General features: G+C 40.0%; 24 protein-coding genes. 5 read left to right on the forward strand and 19 right to left on the reverse strand.

Annotated elements, in window-relative coordinates:
- Positions 1-58 precede the first annotated feature (58 nt).
- From BMZ58_RS03590 to BMZ58_RS03610, 5 genes are all read right to left on the reverse strand, one after another.
- Positions 59-418, reverse strand: coding sequence for an arsenate reductase family protein (locus tag BMZ58_RS03590; protein ID WP_075035200.1), 360 nt, complete (start codon positions 416-418; stop codon positions 59-61).
- Positions 419-1,625: 1,207 nt separating this feature from the next.
- Complete coding sequence (locus BMZ58_RS03595; protein ID WP_075035201.1) at positions 1,626-3,407, reverse strand: acyl-CoA dehydrogenase family protein; 1,782 nt, start codon at positions 3,405-3,407, stop codon at positions 1,626-1,628.
- Between the two features lie 26 nt (positions 3,408-3,433).
- Positions 3,434-4,609, reverse strand: coding sequence for an acetyl-CoA C-acetyltransferase (locus tag BMZ58_RS03600; RefSeq protein WP_075035202.1), 1,176 nt, complete (start codon positions 4,607-4,609; stop codon positions 3,434-3,436).
- A 20-nt stretch (positions 4,610-4,629) separates the two neighbouring features.
- Positions 4,630-7,029 (reverse strand): 3-hydroxyacyl-CoA dehydrogenase/enoyl-CoA hydratase family protein, encoded by a 2,400-nt coding sequence (locus tag BMZ58_RS03605; protein ID WP_075035203.1) that lies wholly within the window; start codon positions 7,027-7,029, stop codon positions 4,630-4,632.
- Positions 7,030-7,286: 257 nt separating this feature from the next.
- On the reverse strand, positions 7,287-8,204 hold the full coding sequence (locus BMZ58_RS03610) for a proline dehydrogenase family protein (RefSeq protein WP_075035204.1): 918 nt from the start codon (positions 8,202-8,204) through the stop codon (positions 7,287-7,289).
- A gap of 218 nt (positions 8,205-8,422) precedes the next feature.
- Between BMZ58_RS03610 and BMZ58_RS03615 the strand changes: the two genes are divergently transcribed.
- Positions 8,423-8,680: a hypothetical protein gene (locus tag BMZ58_RS03615; protein WP_075035205.1), complete on the forward strand. Its 258-nt coding sequence runs from the start codon at positions 8,423-8,425 to the stop codon at positions 8,678-8,680.
- A gap of 11 nt (positions 8,681-8,691) precedes the next feature.
- Positions 8,692-9,021 (forward strand): spore coat protein, encoded by a 330-nt coding sequence (locus BMZ58_RS03620; RefSeq protein WP_075035206.1) that lies wholly within the window; start codon positions 8,692-8,694, stop codon positions 9,019-9,021.
- A 145-nt stretch (positions 9,022-9,166) separates the two neighbouring features.
- Here BMZ58_RS03620 and copZ read toward each other — a convergent pair whose 3' ends face one another.
- From copZ to BMZ58_RS03665, 9 genes are all read right to left on the reverse strand, one after another.
- Positions 9,167-9,373: a copper chaperone CopZ gene (copZ, locus tag BMZ58_RS03625; RefSeq protein WP_075035207.1), complete on the reverse strand. Its 207-nt coding sequence runs from the start codon at positions 9,371-9,373 to the stop codon at positions 9,167-9,169.
- Positions 9,374-9,518: 145 nt separating this feature from the next.
- Positions 9,519-10,283: an STAS domain-containing protein gene (locus BMZ58_RS03630; protein ID WP_075035208.1), complete on the reverse strand. Its 765-nt coding sequence runs from the start codon at positions 10,281-10,283 to the stop codon at positions 9,519-9,521.
- On the reverse strand, positions 10,270-10,923 hold the full coding sequence (locus BMZ58_RS03635) for a cobalamin B12-binding domain-containing protein (protein WP_244151486.1): 654 nt from the start codon (positions 10,921-10,923) through the stop codon (positions 10,270-10,272). The genes BMZ58_RS03630 and BMZ58_RS03635 overlap by 14 nt, the downstream gene beginning before the upstream one ends.
- Positions 10,924-10,934: 11 nt before the next feature.
- Complete coding sequence (locus tag BMZ58_RS03640) at positions 10,935-11,303, reverse strand: hypothetical protein (protein ID WP_244151487.1); 369 nt, start codon at positions 11,301-11,303, stop codon at positions 10,935-10,937.
- Positions 11,300-11,605, reverse strand: a complete 306-nt coding sequence (locus BMZ58_RS03645; protein WP_075035210.1) for an antibiotic biosynthesis monooxygenase family protein — start codon at positions 11,603-11,605, stop codon at positions 11,300-11,302. The genes BMZ58_RS03640 and BMZ58_RS03645 overlap by 4 nt, the downstream gene beginning before the upstream one ends.
- A 314-nt stretch (positions 11,606-11,919) precedes the next feature.
- The gene (locus BMZ58_RS03650; RefSeq protein WP_075035211.1) at positions 11,920-12,729 is read right to left on the reverse strand and encodes a VLRF1 family aeRF1-type release factor; all 810 of its coding nucleotides are present in this window, start codon (positions 12,727-12,729) and stop codon (positions 11,920-11,922) included.
- Between the two features lie 314 nt (positions 12,730-13,043).
- Positions 13,044-13,958: a glycine betaine ABC transporter substrate-binding protein gene (locus BMZ58_RS03655; RefSeq protein WP_075035212.1), complete on the reverse strand. Its 915-nt coding sequence runs from the start codon at positions 13,956-13,958 to the stop codon at positions 13,044-13,046.
- A gap of 202 nt (positions 13,959-14,160) precedes the next feature.
- Entirely contained in the window at positions 14,161-14,337 is a 177-nt protein-coding gene (locus BMZ58_RS03660) for a YfhD family protein (RefSeq protein ID WP_075035213.1), read from the reverse strand.
- 256 nt (positions 14,338-14,593) lie between these two features.
- Entirely contained in the window at positions 14,594-15,808 is a 1,215-nt protein-coding gene (locus tag BMZ58_RS03665) for an MFS transporter (protein ID WP_425268645.1), read from the reverse strand.
- Between the two features lie 180 nt (positions 15,809-15,988).
- Between BMZ58_RS03665 and BMZ58_RS03670 the strand changes: the two genes are divergently transcribed.
- Positions 15,989-16,747, forward strand: coding sequence for a TrmB family transcriptional regulator (locus tag BMZ58_RS03670; protein ID WP_075035215.1), 759 nt, complete (start codon positions 15,989-15,991; stop codon positions 16,745-16,747).
- 669 nt (positions 16,748-17,416) lie between these two features.
- On the opposite strand, the gene BMZ58_RS03675 is transcribed toward BMZ58_RS03670, so the two are convergent.
- Entirely contained in the window at positions 17,417-17,656 is a 240-nt protein-coding gene (locus tag BMZ58_RS03675; protein ID WP_075035216.1) for a hypothetical protein, read from the reverse strand.
- 60 nt (positions 17,657-17,716) lie between these two features.
- Entirely contained in the window at positions 17,717-18,310 is a 594-nt protein-coding gene (locus BMZ58_RS03680; RefSeq protein ID WP_075035217.1) for a protein kinase domain-containing protein, read from the reverse strand.
- Between the two features lie 134 nt (positions 18,311-18,444).
- Between BMZ58_RS03680 and BMZ58_RS03685 the strand changes: the two genes are divergently transcribed.
- A complete protein-coding gene (locus tag BMZ58_RS03685) occupies positions 18,445-18,825 on the forward strand; it encodes an SH3 domain-containing protein (RefSeq protein ID WP_139207280.1) in 381 nt (126 codons plus the stop codon).
- Positions 18,826-18,860: 35 nt separating this feature from the next.
- On the opposite strand, the gene BMZ58_RS03690 is transcribed toward BMZ58_RS03685, so the two are convergent.
- Positions 18,861-19,115: an alpha/beta-type small acid-soluble spore protein gene (locus tag BMZ58_RS03690; protein ID WP_075035219.1), complete on the reverse strand. Its 255-nt coding sequence runs from the start codon at positions 19,113-19,115 to the stop codon at positions 18,861-18,863.
- 2 nt (positions 19,116-19,117) lie between these two features.
- Positions 19,118-19,333 (reverse strand): YozQ family protein, encoded by a 216-nt coding sequence (locus BMZ58_RS03695; protein ID WP_075035220.1) that lies wholly within the window; start codon positions 19,331-19,333, stop codon positions 19,118-19,120.
- A 131-nt stretch (positions 19,334-19,464) separates the two neighbouring features.
- Between BMZ58_RS03695 and BMZ58_RS20980 the strand changes: the two genes are divergently transcribed.
- Positions 19,465-19,602 (forward strand): hypothetical protein, encoded by a 138-nt coding sequence (locus BMZ58_RS20980; protein ID WP_167360018.1) that lies wholly within the window; start codon positions 19,465-19,467, stop codon positions 19,600-19,602.
- A 14-nt stretch (positions 19,603-19,616) separates the two neighbouring features.
- Here BMZ58_RS20980 and hpaB read toward each other — a convergent pair whose 3' ends face one another.
- Positions 19,617-21,053 (reverse strand): 4-hydroxyphenylacetate 3-monooxygenase, oxygenase component, encoded by a 1,437-nt coding sequence (hpaB, locus tag BMZ58_RS03700; protein WP_075035221.1) that lies wholly within the window; start codon positions 21,051-21,053, stop codon positions 19,617-19,619.
- Positions 21,054-21,079 lie beyond the last annotated feature (26 nt).

The raw sequence follows: 21,079 nt of genomic DNA on the forward strand, positions 1-21,079 counted from the left end.
TATAGTTTAACAGCAATCTAAACATAAAAGCTCATAGCTTTTATTTCCAATGTTCTGCTCAGGAAACCCAGACCTTCTCATATTCCTCTTCTTTGAAACCGACCGTTGTTGTCGTGCCGTCTGTCAACAAAGGCCGCTTAATGAGCATTCCGTCTGAGGCTAGCCATTGAATCATTTCCGTTTCATTTGCTTCTTTTAGCTTTTCCTTCATATTCAACTCTCTATACTTCTTCCCACTCGTATTGAAGAATTTTTTTGCTGGTTTATCACTGGAAGCAATTAAATCCTTCAACTGATCTTCAGAAGGGGGATCGTTCACGATATGTATTGATTTGTACTCCAGCCCTTTTTCATCCAACCATTTTTTCGCCTTTTTACATGTCCCACAGTTCGGGTACCAATAGAAGGTTAAAGACATATATTCCTCCTCCTTCCACCTTATTGTTTTATATTTTATCATAATGAAGCCAAATATTTCATTCATTTCTATGATTGTCTATAAAATGTAATTACCCACACCTCACTCTAACACACTATAGCTCCCTATTCTTGAAGACTCAGTTTCGAGACTTTAGTGGGAGTTTAGGTGCTGCGGGAGAAGGTTCCTCCAGTTCCATCGCCCAGACACTCGCGTCATAAGCAGAACATCAAAGGAATGAAAAAGCCCATTCCGTTGATGTTCTGCTTATGCCAGTCGTGTCTCCCAGGGCGATTCCACATTTGAACACTTTCCGTGGGGCGGGCGCTGAGCCTCCTCGAGCTAAAGCTCTGCGGGGGTCTCATCTGTCCCGCAGATCCCAGTTCCTAAACCATTGGAGTCTTTATTTTCAGTTGGAGACCATAAACCGTCCGAGTGCTATCCAGCTTTAGTGCCTAGCGGCTAGTGAGATTTCCCTAGCTTCTGTACGATAAGTCAACATCGAATCGCTTCGCTCTTCGTATTTCCTTTACCTCCTCCAGCTCTAGGCTAGTTCCGTTGTCTAGCCTCTCGAGGTCTTAGGCCTCACAGGAAGCGGGGGCGTTCGGTGTTGCAACAGGAGGTTGCGAACTTAACCGAACTTCTTTACTAGTCATTTCAGGAAGAAGAACACTCCCTGTAATGATTGTTCTTAAGCTTATCGAGTCTGAACAAGACACCTCCACATTTGAATGTCCAGTCCATACGCCGCTGGTCAAGGCACTTCCGCTTTCAAAATAGGAGTCTCACCGTTTCCCTCCGCCCCTTTCCATATAAGTGACTCGAAACCAACTTCAAGGAAAAGGAGCATGATTTCAATGAAAGTGCGGTCACAGGCTTGAGATGCTATTCTCCCTCTACTTATGGCAGGGTTGTTGTTGGGCGATTTTGAGTAACTCTTACGGCAAGGGGAGGTGGGGGATAAGGAGACTTCTGCGGGAAAGGATAGACTGGCGAGACCCGGAGGCCACATAGACCGAGGAGGCTTGCCGTTTTCCCCTGGGAAAGCGACTTATCCCCCTCCGACCCTTATTCACAACTAAAGTCTCGGAATTAAGTCTACAAAAATACTGCCATTTAGTTGAATAGGAAGGATTAGGGATAACGAAGGCCTGCACCTTCGCTATTTGGAAGATGCAGGCCCTGTGTCACATTTATTCTTAAGGAATTATACAGTATATTTCTCTGCGTCAATTAAAGCTTTTGCAATTTCCCGCTTCTTAGGAATAACATTTGTAGGGGTATGACGCGTCAATTTACGTAAGGCTCCGAGCATCATACGAAGTGAATCACCTGATTCTGCTGCAATCAAGGTTTCTTTTGCGTGCCCTTCTATACGGTTGAATGCTTCTTGAACATACACCTGAGTATAAAGAAGTTTTTGTTTATTCTTCTCTTCTCCAGTCTTGTTGATTGCCTTTTCAGTACGTAGTACAGCTGATTCCATATTGTATATTTCACCAACCATATCAGCGATGTTAACGAGTAACTCTTGTTCATTTTCAAGCTTTTCACCATACTTCTGTGCAGCAAGACCTGCCGCAAGCAAGCCAATTTTCTTGGCATTTTTGAGGAGATACTTCTCTTGTTCAAGTACCTCGATACCAGGTTCTTCCGGCATCATCATCATGATTTCCTCTTGAAGTGCTTCCGCCTTTTGTAATAACGGCAGTTCACCTTTCATCGCTTTTTTCAGCAAGGTGCCTGGAACGATCATACGGTTAATTTCATTCGTGCCTTCAAAAATCCGGTTGATCCGGGAATCCCGGTACATTCTTTCTACTTCATACTCAGCCATAAATCCGTAACCACCATGAATTTGGACAGCTTCATCGACAGCAAAGTCCAGCAACTCTGTTCCGAATACTTTGTTCAAGGAACATTCGATCGCATATTCAGCGATAACTTTTGCTACGGCAGTACCATCTTTCAATTCTTCATCTGACAGTTTCCCCATACTTTGTTCAAAGAGACCTACAGTGCGGTAGACGGAACTTTCATTAGCGTACGTATTTGCAGCTACAGACCCGATTTTTTCTTGAATCAATGGGAAACTAGCGATTGGTGTTTTAAATTGTTTTCTTTCCTTGGCATATTTGACAGATAGTTCGATTGCACGTTTGGATCCACCCACGCCCCCAATCGCAAGCTTATAACGACCTACATTCAAAATATTAAAAGCGATCACATGTCCCCGACCGATTTCTCCGAGCACATTCTCTACAGGAACTTCCGCATCTTCTAGAATCAGAGTACGAGTAGAAGAACTCTTTATCCCCATCTTTTTCTCTTCTGGTCCCGTAGAAACACCTGGGTAATCACGTTCAATGATGAAAGCTGTGAATTTATCACCGTCGATCTTAGCGTATACGACGAATACATTAGCAAACGCAGAGTTCGTTATCCACTGTTTTTCACCATTCAATATATAATGGGTTCCTTCATCATTAAGCTTTGCTGTTGTTTTTGCACCAAGTGCATCTGAACCGGATCCAGGCTCTGTCAGTGCGTATGCCGCAATTTTTTCACCCGTAGATAAAAGTGGAAGGTACTTGCTCTTCTGTTCATCATTTCCGAAAAATACGATTGGTAGTGAACCGATTCCTACATGTGCTCCATGAGTAACGGAAAAACCACCCGCCCGAGAGAACTTCTCGGTAATTAGGGATGAGCTAATTTTATCTAATTGAAGCCCACCATACTCTTCCGGAACATCAGCACCTAAAAGTCCTAATTCACCAGCTTGTTTCAGTAAAGCTACAGAGTGTTCAAATTCATGATTTTCTAGGTTTTCTATCTTGGGAACTACTTCACCTAATACAAAATCTTCAGCTGTTTTCGCAATCATTAAGTGTTCATCCGTAAAATCCTCCGGAGTGATGACATCTTCTGCTCCTAAATCTTCTACAATGAATCCTCCACCCTTAATCATCTCTCTCAAATCGCTCATCTTATGTTCCTCCCCGTTTCATTCGATTAAATTAACTCAAAAACTCCTGCAGCTCCCATTCCGCCGCCAATACACATAGTGACAACACCAAACTGTTCATTTCTCCGTTTCATTTCATGTATCAAACTCAGGGTCAGCTTCGTTCCTGTACATCCAAGTGGGTGTCCAAGTGCGATGGCTCCCCCGTTTACATTGACTTTTTCTGGATCTAAGCCTAGTTCACGAATAACTCGCAAAGACTGAGAGGCAAATGCTTCATTCAACTCAAAAAGTCCGATATCAGATAAAGACAAACCAGCCATACGTAGAGCTTTCGGTACAGCTTCAATCGGTCCTACACCCATCACCTCAGGTTCTACTCCTGCGACAGCAAACGAACGGAATTTGACGAGAGGCGTAAGTCCTTCTTCTTCTGCTTTTTCACGTTCCATCACTAAGACAGAAGCTGCTCCATCACTCATCTGGGAGGAGTTACCCGCTGTAACCGATCCAGTTGTAGAAAACGCTGGTCTTAGACTACTTAGAACCCCCGTTGTTGTCCCAGGACGGACACCTTCATCCATGGAAAATGTCAGCTGTTTTTCCATGACTTTATTGTCTTCTCCTAGTTCACGATGTGTTACTTCGACTGGGACAATTTCATCATTGAATTTCCCTTCCTTGATTGCCTTTTCTGCACGTTCGTGACTTTGGGCTGCGAAAGCATCTTGATCTTCTCGTGATATTTCAAAGCGATTAGCAACTTCTTCTGCTGTATGTCCCATCGACATATAATATTCTGGCGCATTTTCCACCAACTGGATGTTCGGTTTAATAACATGACCACCCATTGGAATGAGACTCATAGATTCTGCTCCTCCAGCAATGGCAGCATCACTGTGACCTAACATGATTTTTTCGGCTGCATAAGCAATACTTTGAAGTCCGGAAGAACAATAACGATTGATTGTGATTGCTGGTACTTTATGGTGAAGGCCTGCAAGACCAGCAATATTTCTAGCCATGTTCATGCCTTGTTCCGCTTCCGGCATTGCACATCCGATGATGACGTCATCGATATCCCCTTCATAATGATTTGCCCTTTTTAACGTTTCTTTTATTGTCAGAGCCGCTAGATCATCGGGACGGGTATGTGCGAGCGACCCTTTTTTTGCACGTCCGACCGGTGTTCTAGCGCCTGATACGATAACTGCTTCTTTCACGATTCTTCCCCCTTCAATTATTAGTTACGTAGTGGTTTACCTTTCATAAGCATGTGCTGCATACGTGCTTGTGACTTCGGTTCACCAACAAGACTAAGGAATGCTTCCCTCTCTAAATCTAACAAGTACTGTTCATCTACGAGGGTTCCTTGCTTCAAACGTCCGCCAGCCAACACGAAAGCAAGCTTTTCTGCAATCTTCAAATCATGCTCACTTGCATACCCGCTAAGTGCCAGTGACTTAGCACCAAGGACCATCGTAGCGTAACCTTGTTCTCCTACCACAGGAAGTTTCGTCCGCTGTGGTGCTTGATACCCCGCTCTTGCTAATCCAAGCACTTTTTGTTTCGCATCATGAAGTAAGTGGTCGCCATTAACACTGATGGCATCCTTTTCATCCAGGAAACCATTCTCTTTTGCTTCCGCTCCTGATGTTGAAACCTTAGCCATAGCGATTTTCTCAAAGACACTGTTGGCCACTTTCTGGAGGTCGATATCTATACCTTGAGGAATATTCCTCAAATGCTTCATATAAAGTTCTTTGTTGCCTCCACCTCCAGGAATCAGCCCTACACCTGCTTCGACTAAGCCCATATATGTTTCTTGAGAAGCTTGGATTACATCTGCCGGCAAGCATACTTCCGCTCCACCACCAAGCGTCATGCCGAAAGGAGCTGCAACTACTGGCTTATCGGAGTATTTCATCTTCATCATGCTATCTTGAAAATTTTTAACGACCATTTCAATTTCGAAAAAGTTATAATCTTGAGCTTCCATCAAAATCATGCCGAGGTTTGCACCAACACAGAAGTTCTTGGCCTGATTTCCAATGACTAAGCCTTTGAAATTTTCATCTACATGGTCGATAGCAAAATTGATCATCTGGATAATATCTAAACCGATCGCATTACTTTGAGAGTGGAATTCCAGTCCCGCTACCCCATCACCTAAGTCAATCAGACTGGCTCCTGCATTCTTCTTAATCACATCTTTCTGCTCTTTCAACAGCTTCAGATTGATATTTTTTGAATTAAAGGATTTTTGCTTGTATTCACCTTCATGATAGAAGTAAACGTTTCCATTTTCTTTCTTATAAAAGGAATCATTCCCGTTTTCAAGCATTGTATCAATCCACGCAGGAACGGTTTCTCCTTCTTTCTTCATCCGTTCGACGGAAGCAGATAACCCGATACTATCCCACATTTCAAATGGTCCTAGTTCCCACCCGAATCCCCACTTCATCGCTTCATCAATAGAAGGAACATCATCTGCAATTTCCCCATGAAGTTCAGCAGAATAGATAATAACAGGCTTTACAACAGACCAAACCAGATCACCAGCACGGTCTCCCTCTGCTTCGACAAGAGCTTTCAGCTTGCGCTTCGGACCTTTTTCTTGCTTAGCGATTTCGGTCGCTTTTGTCTTTAGTTTGCTTCGCTTTTCATATTCCAGTGTTTCCGGGTTAAGCTGCAGAATCTCGCTTCCTTTCTCTCCTTTCTTTTTCAGAAAGAATCCTTGGCCGCTCTTCGATCCTAACCAACCTTTTTCAAGCATAGATTTCATAAAAGGTGGCGTTTCAAAAGCTTTTTTCTCTTCTCCTTCCACTTGATCATAAACATTGTTTGCTACATGGATGAACGTATCTAATCCAACAACATCTAGTGTACGGAAAGTCGCGCTCTTCGGTCGGCCAATCATAGGCCCTGTAACAGAATCAACTTCGCCTACAGAGTAGCCTTTTTCGAGCATTTGCTGTACAGTCACCAGCAGTCCATAAGTTCCGATTCTATTAGCAATGAAATTAGGTGTATCTTTTGCTTCTACGACTCCTTTACCAAGTACATCTTCTCCAAACTTTTTCACAAATTGAAGAACTTCAGGGCTTGTTTGTTTTGTCGGAATAACCTCTAGAAGCTTTAAGTAACGTGGTGGATTAAAAAAGTGAGTACCTAGAAAATGCTTTTTAAAGTCTTCACTACAATCTTCCGACATTGCTTCAATGGAAATCCCGGATGTGTTCGAGCTTACAATTGCCCCTTTCTTTCTATTGCGATCGACATCCGCTAACACTTTCTTTTTAATATCCAAATTTTCTACAACGACTTCAATCACCCAGTCGACCTCTGATAAGCGTTCCATATCATCAGAAAAGTTCCCGATCTCGATCAGATCAAGATTTTTCTTACTTGTTAATGGGGAAGGCTTTTGTTTTAATAGTGACTTTTTACTTTCTGCTGCAATCCGATTTCTTACCGTAGAGTCTTGCAGTGTCAGCCCCCTTTTGGACTCAGCATCTGTCAATTCTCTTGGAACAATATCCAACATTATTGTAGGGATACCTACATTAGCTAAGTGGGCTGCAATTCCTGCGCCCATTACCCCGGATCCGAGAACGGCTGCCCGCTTGATTTTATGATTCATTATATTTCCCCCTATCTCGTTTGAATGAATACTCATTCATTTTACAGCCAAAAAAATAAGTACGGCTAATTCGTATCTATGTTTAATATAAAATATTTTCAGACATTTCGCAATCCTTTTCTCCATAATTCTGTAAAAATTCTCCTAAACATCTGTCGCCGATTAACGTAATCCCCTTTTCCTAACTTTATGTTTTCAAATTTAAAATGTGAGACTTTATTTCCGTATGATACCCGCACTAATGGCGGGCATCCTTATCATTTGCCGAATATCCCCTTCAGAACAAAGGCTACATTCGCAGGTCTCTCAGCCAGACGACGCATAAAGTAACCGTACCAGTCATTTCCATAAGGAACATATACACGCATTTTGTAACCTTCTTCGACTAATTCTTCTTGCCGTTCCACCCTAATGCCATAAAGCATCTGAAATTCAAAAAGATCTTTAGAAATACCATGGTGCTCGACGAGTTGTTTGGTGTATTCAATCATTTTGTCATCATGACTGGCAACTGCGGTATAATTCCCATTTTGCAAATGGATTTTAATGATTTTTTTCAAGTTATTATCTACATCTTTTTTATCAGGGAAAGCCACTTTCGGAGATTCTTTATAGGCCCCTTTTACAAGGCGTAAGTTAGGATTATATCGGTTGAGCTCTTCAATGTCATCCACTGTTCTATACAGATAGGACTGTAACACTGTTCCAATATGCTCATACTCTTCTCTCAACTTTTTAAAGATCTCTAGTGTTTTTTCGCACCTTTCGAAATCTTCCATATCAATTGTCACGAATACATCTTTATCTTCTGCAACATCAAGTATTCGCCGCATATTTTCCAATACGAGTGCTTCAGAAATGTCGAGCCCCATAGAAGTCAATTTTAACGATAGTTGGGAATCCAACTGGTGCTCTGCTATTGCTTCTATTGCTTTTATACATCCCTCGGCAGCTTCCCGGGCTTCAGACTCACTATCAATAAATTCACCAAGATGATCTATAGTAACCGCCATTCCTTTTTCATTCAACTCTTTGATGGTTTTTACGGCATCCGGTATGGTTTCACCTGCTACGAATTTACCAGCTCCAAAACGGAGACCGTATTTTTTGGCTAACTTCGTAAAGAAACGATTTTTGGATAAGAAAAGGAAAAAGTTCCTAAGTACGCGTTCCATGATACAAGCCCTCCCCCTAAATTCAATCCTATTCCCTTCAATATTCTGATTTTTGCAACCGTTAACACACTACTATTTTATCATTTTCTTGCAAAAATGGGGCGGAATTTATGCGCTCTTCGACAGGATTTTTATCTTTTCTCTTATCTTTTGATTATTTTTATAGAAATGCTACGTACGGTCATAATAAAAAGGAATAATGAAAAGGAGGGAACGAGATGCAACAACAAAATCAATCACAAATGCAGGAAGCACCTATGTCTCAGGTACCTAACATTGTAAGTACAAAAGACCAGCTTTATCTTTCTGATATGCTGTCCTGGAATTTGAATGCTTGTAAAAAAGCCCATTTTTTTGCTCAAAATTGCCAAACCCCTGAGATTCAGGCTGCTTTAGAGGAAGCAGGTCAAATGCATCAACGTCATTACAATAAACTACTTAAACACCTGGATACACAATCCAAAACAACCAATTAAGGAGGTAGAGCATGAATCAGCCACAAAAGATTCAAAACCCTGAAACCACCGTTCCTAAAACCCCTCAAATGAACGAGAGGGACTTTATTAATGATCAATTGACCACCGAGAAATATATGACATCTTCTTATAATATTGCTTTGAATGAAGCAAGTAACCAGAACATTTATCAAGATTTGGCTACCATTTTTAAAGAAACACAAGATTGCCAGCGTAACTTATACAATTTAATGTTCAAGAATGGGTGGTACTCTCTTGAATCAGAAGACAAGCAAAAGATCGATCAAGCATATCAACAATTTACAGGATATAAATCACAACTTCCATACACCGTGCAATAATCACTAAAGCACAAGACCCCCGATTTGTTTAATACAACACTCGTTTGTGACATTCTTGCTACGAAGAAGATTGGCTTAAGGCTACGAGAGCAAAAGAAGCTGGAGTAATTTAAAAGGAGCCCAACATCAGTTGGGCTCTTTCCTATTATCCCACAGGCTCATACCCCTGGGCTTCGATTGTCTCTTTCATCATAGACTTGCTTACGTAAGCTTCATCATAAGCGATGTTTACTTTACCACTATCCAGTTGAACTTCCACTCCGTGAACACCTTCCAATTTATTAAGTGCATCTTTTACGGATTTTTCACAATGATCGCAAGTCATTCCATTTACTTCTAAGGTCATTTCCATATATTTCTCCACCTTTCTCTCTTTGATATTGAAAAAGTGTTATATATCTCTATTCCACAAAAAGCGATTAAACTAACACAATCATGGAATTTAATATTTTCCTGGGCATAAAAAAATACCCCAGAATAGGAGCACTTTTTTAAAATCAAGTGGTGCAATATTTTTGTATCGCTTGTTGCAAAGAATTTAAGAAGCTGATTTGTGATGGGAATTGCAATACGTGGAAATTTTTCACTTGTTTCGGTTGAAGCCCAACGACAACTACACTTACTCCCATATAAAAGAGGGAACTCATAATATCCTTTAATACTCTGGTGCCTTCTGGGTCCATTTCGCCTACTGCCGTAAAATCGAAAAGAATACGGTCAATTTCATCATCCTGTGAAGATTGTAATAACTCCTCTTCTACCGCGTACATTTTTTCTACTGTAATTTGCCCGAACAAGGGAACAAGCGCTGTATCGCAGGTGAGGTTAATGAATGGAGCAGAAAGACGATTTCCATGTTGAATTGCTTCTTCCAACTTTTCTTTCTCTTCAAGCAATGCAAAGTTTGTATCATCCAGCCTCGACCGTAATTGATCCATCGTCTTCGTAACCTTCAGCAATTGAGCATCCTTCATGATAATCAGAACTTCTGCATACAAATCATTTTGCCAATTCACATGCAAATCACACGTGAGAGGATTTCCCTCTGATTCAAATGGCTTTAAATGGATTTCAAGTGTCAATTTCCGGACATCAGGGACTACCCATTTTCTAATTTTCGGTAAACTCTCTTCATCGACAATATCCAAAAGATTCTCCGTGCTACCAAAGGTTTTCTCAGCTTCTTCAGAATAAGCCTGGATAATGAAATTCTTGTTGATTGTAAAATAAGGCAAAGGGAAGGTACGGTTAACTCGTTTCATTGATTGTTTCGTCCCTTCCTTCATTGAACCATTGATTTAAATGACTTAAATCTTTCACGACCATCACTTGATTTGATTCAAATTCTTTTAAATCGAATTTCGTTGCCATACGACCACCTACCATAATCAGTGGTTTCCATTCCAAATGAGAAAAACGTTCCAGAAGGATTTTCATTGTGGGTAAACGGTAAGATAATGCAGCTGATATACCAATAACATCAGGACGATATTTTTCAATCTGCCTCAGAGAATGCTCCATAGGAAGGTTTGGGCCTAAATAACGAACCCTCCATCCATGTTCCTTAAAAGTGTCCGCAACCATTTTCAATCCTATATAATGCTGTTCTTCTTCCACACCAAATAACATTGCCTTGAAATTTTTCTGATGCTTTCTACTAACATTACTTATTTCAGCTTCCAACTTTGACAAGACGAAATCGCAAATTGCTGTTGCAAGATGTTCATCCGCTACCGAAATCTCATTCCGCTCCCACAATTCTCCTATATAATACATAGCCGGTGTAAGGATATCTTCATAAAGATAAGCTCTTGGATGTTTTTCCAATAAATGTTTTGTATAATATAAGGCTCCCTCTTCATCACCTGCTAGGAAGAATTGGGACAAATGTTCGTGTTGCATTACCAAACTGTTCACCTCTTTAAAAGAGAATGCAAATGCTTCAACGCATTTTCCAAATAATGGACGAATACTCTTTTTTCATTTTCATCAACCAAATCCATTTGGTTGATTAACCTTATAAGCCGCTCGTAGTTATCAATGATCAAAGAGGTAGAAACATTTCTTGAAGTCAAAACCGTATTCAACCAATCGGTATAGTCAATGAAAAAATCAACACTATCCATTTCATAAGCAGCCTGAAGGTGGTCTAAATGATGATAGTTATCTTCCTCTGTACGGTCTCTTCCATTCTGCCCGAACTTTTCCCACAAAAATGGATAAGCTTCGTAAATTTCATCAGCCACTTCTTGAACTAATCGACTTTTTTCAGGCTGAATCACGTGGCCACCACCTCATACTTTGATACTTTTGGTACAATCCCTTGTAACTCTTCATCTGGATAATGCTTTTCCAGTTCATGAATTTTTTTGAATTGTTCGCTCCGTGCCCAGTTCAAGTATGCTTCTTTCGATTCCCACTCTAAGTGTACAGTCAATTCTCCTGGTTTTCGATGATTTTGGAGTAACTGGAACGATAGAAAACCTTCTGCTTCATCTACCAGGCGGGAACGTTTTCTGTATATATTGATTAAATCGTCTGCTTTATGATCGGGGACGACCACAGTCGAATCTACTACGAACATTCAAATTACTCCTATCTCGATTAATTTTCATTGTATAATATTTTATCATACCTATTTCCATTATGTATAATGTTAAAGTTGCCCTTTACAGTCGCTCTCCCTCTATAAAACCATTCATCTATCCTTCTTCCCTTTCCAAAAAAACTTCTATACGTATGCCTGGATTTCGTATCTTGTTTTGAGTAGTTTTCTGAAAAAACCTCGCTTCTTAAGCTCTTCTCCCCATGTTTCCCCTCCCATCCCCTGAATATATTGAAGTATTTCTACGTACATATAAAAAACGCTGGTTTAAGTAAACCAGCGTTTTTAGTGTATTAATATTGGACAACCTCTTCAATAACATGCATTTCCTCATGATCCAGGAGGTTTTTGTTAATCATATCACTTGCTTCTTTGTTCATATTATCCTGCAAATCTTTTAACTCTTCCTTATCACCTACTAGGTAGAGACGTTCCCATTCATAATCTTTGGCTAGTTTATCGATTTTAGGTGCTACACTCTTATACCAACGATAACGATTAGCTTCAAAACGTTCTTCAAATTGGTCGCGTTTAGATGTTTTAGCACCTCCGGACCCCATGGATGGCTGGGCACGGTGTGGTCCCTGGTGCTGTCTCCAATCCTCGGTATCGAGATCCAATTCAAATAACTGAGTATCTTTTAACATGCCAAGTTGTGCATCTATTAGCTTAATTTCATTTTTTTGGGTCAAAACAATACCTGTTTTCGGAAATTTATTTTGCATTTCTTTCAACTGATCCAGAACAGGTGTTTCTTCCCAATAGAATTCCGTTTTGACTGGCATTTGAAAGCGTTCTGCAAACCAGATCGTTTCGTCTCCTGTCGCAAATAGGACGACACTCTTAGCAAAGTTTTGCTCATTTTCTTCTATAAACTTTTCAACCTTTTCTTTTACTGCCCAATAATTTCTTTTCTCATCAGAATCTCCATCTTCCTGCAGGTAGGATTCAAAGTTATTCAGTCCATTCTTTAAATGAATTTTCCATTCTCCACCCTGCTGGTCTGGATCGGAAGGGTCGGTGTTTAAATACATCGTAAATACTTTCTGAGGTTTTTCTAAATGCACATTTTCTAGTTTCTTTATTTCTTTATTTAAATCCATAACACAGCGACTCCTTTCAAGTAATAAATCTAATCTACAAAATATGTTTCCTAAAAAAGGAGCCGTTAAACCTTTTTTAATTTCTGTATTATTTTCGCATGATGATTTGCTGCTTCAGCTTTTTTTCACTATAAAATACTTCCAATGGGCAGAAGGGGACGTAAAATATTGATGTTGCACCTCTATGCAAAGAAAAATATAGCATCCGGGAGAGAGGATTCGTGTATTTCTCCAAAAAATTTCAGAACCAAACATTCAAGAAACACAAAAAGGTCCACTTTTTTTAAAAAAGGTGGACCTTTTTGTGTATTTCGTTATTCCTTTGTCCATTCCTCAATTAAATCCTGATGTTCATCAATCCATTTTTGAGCACCTTCTTGTTCATCGTCTGCTTCATTAATAGATGCCATAAGGCTGGAAAGCTCTTCATCACTTAACTTGAAATTATCGAACCATTTTACAACTTCTGGTTGGTCCTCTTCCAGCCCTTTGCGTGCAGCATAGGAAATATCTTCAGAGTCACCATAGACATTTTTAGAGTCTTCCAAGAATTTGAGATCCATCTCAGCAAATACCCAGTGCGGCTTCCATAGGGTTGCTACAATCGGCTCTTCACTTTCCAATGCACTCTTCAGTTCAGTAATCATTGTAGGCTCGGAAGAAGAAGCAAGGGAATAATCCAAACCGTATTCATTAATGACTTCATCCGTCAATGACATTATACTCGCACCTGCATCAATCCCTACTATTTGTTTATCAGGGAAGGCCTCCGACCCCTTAAGATCCTCGATGGAGTTGATGTCTTCCATATAAGATGGAACAGCTAGTCCTAACTCCGTTCCTTCATACCAAGTCTCACGCCAGTCGATCTCTTCTTCATATTTTTCATAAAAAGCTTTATCGGTATTCGGTAACCATATTTCCATCCCAATATCCAAATCACCACTGGATAGGGCTTCATATAGGAATCCTTTCTCCACCTGATTCAATTCTACTGTATAGCCTTTATCTTCAAGGATAAGTTTCCACATGTTGGATACAGCCACATTTTCAGCCCAGTTATTCATACCAATACTGATTGTACCTTTTTCATCTGAAGATTCAGCTTGATCACCGTCCCCATTATTCTCATTTCCATTTGTCGCATCTTCCTCTGATTCGCCACAAGCAGCAAGGATCAATAGGATTCCTAAGAATACTGCCGGCAGCCATTTGCGCAATTGTTTCATTACAAGCGCCCTCCTCTAAGTAATATAAGTTTGTCTACGGTAATTTTTTTGAACACAATAAAGAATTATAGCATAAAACCAAATAAGTTGAAACAGAATGAACTGTACAGCTTTTTTATACTATTCTATATATAAACATTTACAATATATTACACACCAGGTCATCCAAAATTTGGATGACCTGGTGTGACATTAATTTACATTACTGCCTTTTATGAGCGCGACGATCTGCCGCCTCAGCTCTTTCTTGGGCAATTTTATCTTCGCGGTCTGCCAATTCTTCAGAGAACTCTACATCGATGTTCTTCTGGTTTTTTGGTGTTTGAGGTAATTTCCGTTTTTGTCTTCCTTTATTCTTATGGTGTTCATCTCTACCCATGTTTTTCTCCTCCTTTTCAATCATTCAATGATAGTATGAAGTGGAAATTTTCTTTTTATTCTTTGGAAATCATCAAATATATTCGAACTCATTCACGTATAAAACCAGAGAGAATATAGACCAAACTCCTCCAATAGAAAGAGGTGGTGAGGTCTAATGGCTCACTTGTGGGCACCATAATCATTAAATGAGCCCTAGACATAAATAAAAACACCCCCACCGCTTTATAAGCGATCGGGGCTGTTTCACTGTTTTATTATTGTTGCAATGCTTCTTGATTAACAGTTGCTTGGCCACGAGTAATAGAAAAATAAGCCGTAGCCAAAGCAAACAATACAAAAAAACCTCCAACTGTTGCATTATGGACCACTGACGTTTGTTCGATGACAATACCTCCAATGGATGATCCAAAGGCAATACCGAAGTGTAGAGCAGAATTGTTCAAGCTTTGCTGTATATCTGATGTCTCTGGAGCTGAAGATATCAAATAATTTTGCTGTGCCGGTGTGACAGCCCAGCTTAATGCACTCCAAATAATCATAATAATCAGGAATAAAGGAAGGGAAAACGTCACGTAAGGAATACTGAAAATGGCGGTGGCAAAAACAATGATGATTCCTAGAATACTTTTTTCCGAACCGAACTTGTCTGACAAGATACCACCAACTCCGCCACCCATCACCGCAGCGACTCCAAAGATAAAGTAAACTATGCTGACCCAAGTACCATCCAACCCCATCTCTGATTTAAGAAAGGGAGTCAAGTAAGCGTACAACGCTAAATGTCCTGTTAAGAACAGGAAAGAAGTTAATTGAGCAGAAAAGATTTTTTTGTCTTTGAGGGTCCGCAACTGCTCCCTGACAGAAATGACTGGCTTTGGTGCAATTTTTTCTAAAGATATAGCAACAGCCACGAAAGAAACAAGACTTAATACACTAATCAATAGAAAAGGCGCTCTCCATCCGAAACTGTTTCCAATCGTCAAACCGATCGGTACTCCGAGCACAAGCGAACCACTGATTCCCATGAAAATTGTCCCAATCGCTCGACCTCTGTATTCTTTCGTAACAATAGCAGAAGCGATTGTTACTGCAAGAACGACTAGCAACGATCCACTAGCTGCAGTCAGAATACGAGCTAACATGATAGTGGAATAGTTGGGACTCCAGTATGCAAGCATATTTCCAAAAAAGAAAATAACTAAAGTGACAAGCATCAATTTTTTCCGATCGAATCGGGCTGTAGCCGTCAACAAAACGGGAGATGCAATAGCAAATACCAGGGAAAATATGGTGATCAAAAGTCCCGCTTTTCCAAGCGAGACATCCAGATCGTTGGCCACTAGATCAAGAATCCCGCCAATTATCAATTCAACTGTTCCTACAACAAAAGCAACAAGCGCTAGCAAATATACTTTTTTATTCATAAATATTATCCTCTCCGTTTTGGTTACCACTATAATGGTAACCATTAATTGAATGGAAAACAAGAGAAAATATTTTATGTTTTTTATAAAATCCATCGCAGGGCCTATCAATCATTTGATTTTCAAGAAAAATCCTAGCAGATCCCCAATTTTTCCTATACAATATCACCAACAAGCTTTTAATAAATATATCTGTAAAAACGAGACGAAAAGTGAGGTCGCCCTATGTTACAAAAGTTCGGTTTCACCCAATATGAAAGCCAAGTCTTTGAGGCGCTCACCGCAAGTAAAGAACCGATGAGTGCAACAACGATCGTCAAATATTCTCAAGTACCTAAATCTAAAGTCTACGAAGTACTTCAACGACTAGGCGAAAAAGGTTTGATTTTAACATCATTCAGTGAGCGAAAAAAACTCTATACCGCTCTTCCACTTGAAACGACTATCGAAAAATTAACAGCGGAGTTTGAGGCGAATGTGGAAGAAATGAGAAACAAGCAAATTTCAGTGCCAAACTCAGATGAGCGAGTCTGGACATTACAGAATGATGAATCCATCCAGGCACTTATCAAAGAACGGCTCCAAAAAGCGGAAAAGGAAATACTTATCACAGGGTGGAACGATGAGCTTTTTCATTTGATTCCACTACTCGAAGATAAAAAGCGTCAAGGAGTAAAAGTCGAGCTTTTATCTGTAGGAGAACTGAAAACAGGCAATTTACACGCCCATGTTCTTCTTCCAGATGAAAAACATGAGGCGCTTGAACGCCACAAGCTCATCATTGTGGATCATGAGGAAATATTATTTGCTGGAGTTGAACAAGAGAACTTTCAAGGTATTCACACTTCTTCAAAACCTATGGTGAAATTCTTTTCTGAATTCTTTTACCATGATGTGGCACTTACAGAGATCACTAAAAAATACCATGATATCTTAATGGCTGATGAGGACATCAAAGAGATACTCATGAAGTTAAGATATTGATCATTTCCACTAAAGCTCCCTTATCTTGAAGACCCAGTTTCAAGACTTTAGGGGGAGTTTAGGGTCTAAGGGAAAAGGTTCGCTTTCCATGGTAAGTATCTCGAAACTTCTTCAAGTAAAGGAAGCAGCATGATGTAAGTGACTATCTCCCTCTACTTATGGCAGGGTTATTGTTAGGCGATTTCGAGTAACTCTTACGGCAAGGGGAAGTGGGGGATGAGGAGACTCCTAATGTTAAAGCGGAAGTGCCTTGGTCAGCGGCGTATGGACTGGACTGAGCTAAAGGAGATAAAGGAAACACGAAGAGCATAGCGATTCGATGTTGACTTATCGTACAGAAGCGAGGGAAGTCTCACTAGCCGCTAGGCACTGGAGCTGGATAGCACACATATGGCTTATGTAATCCTTTTGAATGTAGGTCCATTCAGGTGTAAGAACAGGAAAGGATAGACTGGCGAGACCTCGCAGGTCATGAAGGGAACGAGGAGGCTTGCCGTCTTCCCCGCGGAAAGCGACTTATCCCCCACCGACCCTTATTCGCAATAAAAGTCTCGAAAATCGTGTCTTCCAGAATACTGCCGGTTTGTTGAGTAAGAGCAATTTCACATAAAAAAGGGAAGCGCTGATGAAACTGCGCTTCCCTTTTTATTTGTTTCTTAATGTTAATGTCTACGCTTTTTCCACAATGTACGCCTTCTTTTCCCGGTAATACTTTTCGCCATCCTCTGATGAATGCTCAAAAAAACCATCAAAAGTATCGACTACTTTGTATTCCCTTTCCGGATCGGTAAATAATTGTTCATTATTATTGGAAAGAACGACCACGTCTGTAGTTGATACAAAACTATCTAATTCTTTCGCTTTATAATTTTGACCGACTTCTACATCACTTAAACGATATTGTGTCATCTGTTCATTCCACCTTTCTATTCAACATTTTCCCAGCAGAATGAGAAACAAAACACAAATTTAAATTGGTAGCAAACGTCTTCGATAAAGCCTGATAATAAACTCGATAAAAAAACGCGGTATCTTTTTCGGCACAAAACGTCGTTGGTAAAACGTTTGATAGGCTTTTTTAAGATCACGCCAGTGGGGGCAATCAAAGTTTTGGGTGAAACGAACAACATCTATTACCTTCACTTGGCCATCTGGCGTCAATAAGATGTTTTTCAAATGAGTATCCGATGGATTGAACCCAAGGTTATAAGCAAATTCCAATGCCCGATCGACATACTCAACCATCTCTTCTGTTATAGGAACACCGTTGACTAAACAATCATAAAAAGTGATACCTTCCACATATTCCATCGTCAAGTATCCCTCTCCCTTTTCATAAAACGCAGGGAAGAAGTCATGATTATTAAGTTTCTTATACACTTCCCCCTCTATATCGGCAAGGTCTTTGAAGTCCGGATAGAAAACCTTTACCGCTACTCCAGTTCCTTTCACTCTAAAAACAGCAGCACTACGCCCTTGTCCAATGAGCTCTAGCTCTTCAGGTTCATGTATTGGTTGATTATCTTTAAACACTACTTTTCCAACTAAATCTTTGGTTTCCATAAAGATTCTCCTCTTTGAAAAAGCCATTATTATTATGATTATACCAAAATTTCAGAATTAAGAAGTAAGTTTTGTTTGACATTGATAATCATTATCAATTACTATGGTGGTAACAGATGGAAAGGAGAATGGCTGTGGAAAAGATACTAACTGTTTTAGAACCGTTTGAATATGAAAAAGGTAATACGGAATGTTCTTGTCATGAGATCGTCCAACTTCAATACGGTGATTATCTGCAAATTCTGGAGGATCCTTTTTATGTAGAAAATACCGGTTGGTATATCGCTGTTCGTATAAATGAAGGAAATCCTTTTTACATGTCTATCCCATTTATTGATGAAAAATATGATGAACGTATGTTATATACAAAGTTAGACCTTGACCTGGCCATTAATTATCACGAATATCGTGTGGAGCAATCATTGATCGCTAAAAATAAAGAAGATTTTTTCCTTCACAAAGAAAAATTAGACAGCTTAACAAACATACATCCTAAAATGTGTTCTTTTAAATAAATAGTAAAAGAGGCGCTCTTTGCGCGCCTCTTTTACTATTGGTTACTATCCATTTGCTGTTGTGCTCTCCGAATCAACTCTTTAACCATTCGACCACCAATCTGGCCACCGATTTTTCCGGCATCCCTTGTCGATAAATTTCCATTATCCCCTTTGTTCAAAGTAATGCCTTGTTCTTCTGCAACTTCATATTTAGTTTGATCCGGGGAAGAGGAATTTAGTAACTCAGCCTTCAATTGGTCCAACCCTGCTCTCGCTTCTGGGACAAGCAATTTATTTCTTCTTGCCATCCTTAGCCACGCTTCTTCCTTTTATTGATAGCCTTGCCTTTATGACTGATCAGCTGACCATTTTCATCTACTTCGTCTATCTGGGCATCATAAGTCCCTTCTGTTAAGGTGTCAGACACTTGTTCATGTGTGTTCGCCAACCCCTGGGAAGTAAAATCATTTTTTTCATAATCAGAGGGCTGGTAATTCCTTATTTCTTCTTGTTGTTTTTTCTTCATATTATGAACCTCCTCCTACTTTTGTTTTAGCTTTAGCCTTTTCGGAAAAGACATTCGTTGTAACCATTTCCTCCGAAGAAATAGGATAAAAAAAGGAAGATTGTTTCAGACTAACAGTAGGAGGTGGGCGAATGAGTAAAAAAAGTAATGCCTATAAGCGCAATACAGGCAACACCGTAAATCCACAGGGCTTGTCCGAAGATGTAGCTGATCAACAACCACGCTCCCAATTAGAAGACAAAGCAAAAAAAGCGAATGCTAAACGCTAAAAAGCTGACTATTTTCAGTCAGCTTTTTTTGATAAAAAACGATCCACTAAGGAAGCAGAAGAGGTGTCATCATATATTTGGAATATTGTTTGTGATAGCCTGATTGGATCACCGAAGAAAAAACGTTCATAAAGGGTTTGCCTTGACCCAAAGTTGCTCATTGTCAAATCCCAGGCTAACCGGAAAAGCTCCACCCGCTCTTCTCCATTAACTTCCCATCCTTGCAAGAAATGTTGGAGTTGTTCTCCAATTTCACTGTAAAACGCCTCTTGCTTAGGAATTGTCATCATTCCACTTGCCCCTAATTGCTGAAGGATTTCAGTAAATCGCGGATAAAGTTCTTGGAATTGATTAACGGCCACATAAAGCGGCTGTCTGTTAGGAACCATAATCCCCGTATGATCGACATTCGCCTCATACTCCGCTTTTATAACCAAAGCCTCCATCGTTTCCAGCCCTTTGATTAATTCAACAACTTTGCTTTGGACATGTTGGTATTCCCCAATATTAATTGTTTCCACCATTCGTTTGGATATCCCAAGTAGAAATTTTGTTTTAATAATTTGTCGTGAAACTATTTGATGTAAGGTAAAAGCCACAAATTTTCCTTTTACATATAAATTTGTGGCAGCCCTGATATTGTCATGTAAAAAGACTCTATCCCACGGAACAGTGACTTCATCAAATAGAACGATTGTATCCATTTCTTCAAAACGGGAAGAAAGTGGGTAATCAAAAGAAGAACCTTGATTTGCAAATGATTCTCTACAAATAAACTTTAACCCTTTGGTATTACTAGGGATGGAAAATCCGTATGCTTGTGAGTTATCCTGGACGCCGGGCGCTGAAAATACAATAATTTCATCTGTAATTCCACCTTGGGTAGCTAGTAATTTTGCCCCCTTAATAATAATTCCTTCATCGTTTCTCTCAATAATTTTTGCATTCGTCACATCCTCTTGCAAAAAAGCAAGCTTAGAACGGTTATTTTGTGGGTTGACGAATGTGTGAGTAAACGACAAATCATTTTCCCTTGCGAATTCATATAGGTTAAGCAATCGCTCAGGATAACAATGCTCCTCTCCATCCAGCACATCGACAGAAGCTGCAAAAGCGGCGAGAACCGTATTCATGTAATCAGGGCTTCTTCCCATCACTCCTCCAGAATGACGAGCCCAAAGTTGAATCATCCTCCTTCTTCTCTCTAAATCCCCTTTCGTTCGTGGGATTAAATAAGAAAGGCCAACCTTATTGCCTGTCGTTTCGGAGGCGAATGTCATTTGTTTTTGAAAAGTATTCTGCAAATCATAAAGTTCCGCCTGACTTTTGATTATTCCAGCAAATGCTGGGTGTTCGGAGATATTACCATTTAATTTATTTCCACCAATCCACACTTCTGCCTTCAACGCATCAATCCGATTTTTATATTCATCTCCTGTTATCACCGGCATAAAATATCACTCCTGATTTACTAACA

It is taken from the genome of Halobacillus dabanensis (assembly GCF_900114165.1).
In the GTDB taxonomy this organism is placed as follows: domain Bacteria; phylum Bacillota; class Bacilli; order Bacillales; family Halobacillaceae; genus Halobacillus; species Halobacillus dabanensis.

Coding starts and splice junctions, on each gene's coding strand:
- BMZ58_RS03590 (WP_075035200.1), bottom strand. CDS start 418: ATGTCTTTAACCTTCTATTGGTACCCGAACTGTGGGACATGTAAAAAG.
- BMZ58_RS03595 (WP_075035201.1), bottom strand. CDS start 3,407: ATGAGCGATTTGAGAGAGATGATTAAGGGTGGAGGATTCATTGTAGAA.
- BMZ58_RS03605 (WP_075035203.1), bottom strand. CDS start 7,029: ATGAATCATAAAATCAAGCGGGCAGCCGTTCTCGGATCCGGGGTAATG.
- BMZ58_RS03610 (WP_075035204.1), bottom strand. CDS start 8,204: ATGGAACGCGTACTTAGGAACTTTTTCCTTTTCTTATCCAAAAATCGT.
- BMZ58_RS03615 (WP_075035205.1), top strand. CDS start 8,423: ATGCAACAACAAAATCAATCACAAATGCAGGAAGCACCTATGTCTCAG.
- BMZ58_RS03620 (WP_075035206.1), top strand. CDS start 8,692: ATGAATCAGCCACAAAAGATTCAAAACCCTGAAACCACCGTTCCTAAA.
- copZ (WP_075035207.1), bottom strand. CDS start 9,373: ATGGAAATGACCTTAGAAGTAAATGGAATGACTTGCGATCATTGTGAA.
- BMZ58_RS03630 (WP_075035208.1), bottom strand. CDS start 10,283: ATGAAACGAGTTAACCGTACCTTCCCTTTGCCTTATTTTACAATCAAC.
- BMZ58_RS03635 (WP_244151486.1), bottom strand. CDS start 10,923: ATGCAACACGAACATTTGTCCCAATTCTTCCTAGCAGGTGATGAAGAG.
- BMZ58_RS03645 (WP_075035210.1), bottom strand. CDS start 11,605: ATGTTCGTAGTAGATTCGACTGTGGTCGTCCCCGATCATAAAGCAGAC.
- BMZ58_RS03650 (WP_075035211.1), bottom strand. CDS start 12,729: ATGGATTTAAATAAAGAAATAAAGAAACTAGAAAATGTGCATTTAGAA.
- BMZ58_RS03655 (WP_075035212.1), bottom strand. CDS start 13,958: ATGAAACAATTGCGCAAATGGCTGCCGGCAGTATTCTTAGGAATCCTA.
- BMZ58_RS03660 (WP_075035213.1), bottom strand. CDS start 14,337: ATGGGTAGAGATGAACACCATAAGAATAAAGGAAGACAAAAACGGAAA.
- BMZ58_RS03665 (WP_425268645.1), bottom strand. CDS start 15,808: ATGGTTACCATTATAGTGGTAACCAAAACGGAGAGGATAATATTTATG.
- BMZ58_RS03670 (WP_075035215.1), top strand. CDS start 15,989: ATGTTACAAAAGTTCGGTTTCACCCAATATGAAAGCCAAGTCTTTGAG.
- BMZ58_RS03675 (WP_075035216.1), bottom strand. CDS start 17,656: ATGACACAATATCGTTTAAGTGATGTAGAAGTCGGTCAAAATTATAAA.
- BMZ58_RS03680 (WP_075035217.1), bottom strand. CDS start 18,310: ATGGAAACCAAAGATTTAGTTGGAAAAGTAGTGTTTAAAGATAATCAA.
- BMZ58_RS03690 (WP_075035219.1), bottom strand. CDS start 19,115: ATGGCAAGAAGAAATAAATTGCTTGTCCCAGAAGCGAGAGCAGGGTTG.
- BMZ58_RS03695 (WP_075035220.1), bottom strand. CDS start 19,333: ATGAAGAAAAAACAACAAGAAGAAATAAGGAATTACCAGCCCTCTGAT.
- BMZ58_RS20980 (WP_167360018.1), top strand. CDS start 19,465: ATGAGTAAAAAAAGTAATGCCTATAAGCGCAATACAGGCAACACCGTA.
- hpaB (WP_075035221.1), bottom strand. CDS start 21,053: ATGCCGGTGATAACAGGAGATGAATATAAAAATCGGATTGATGCGTTG.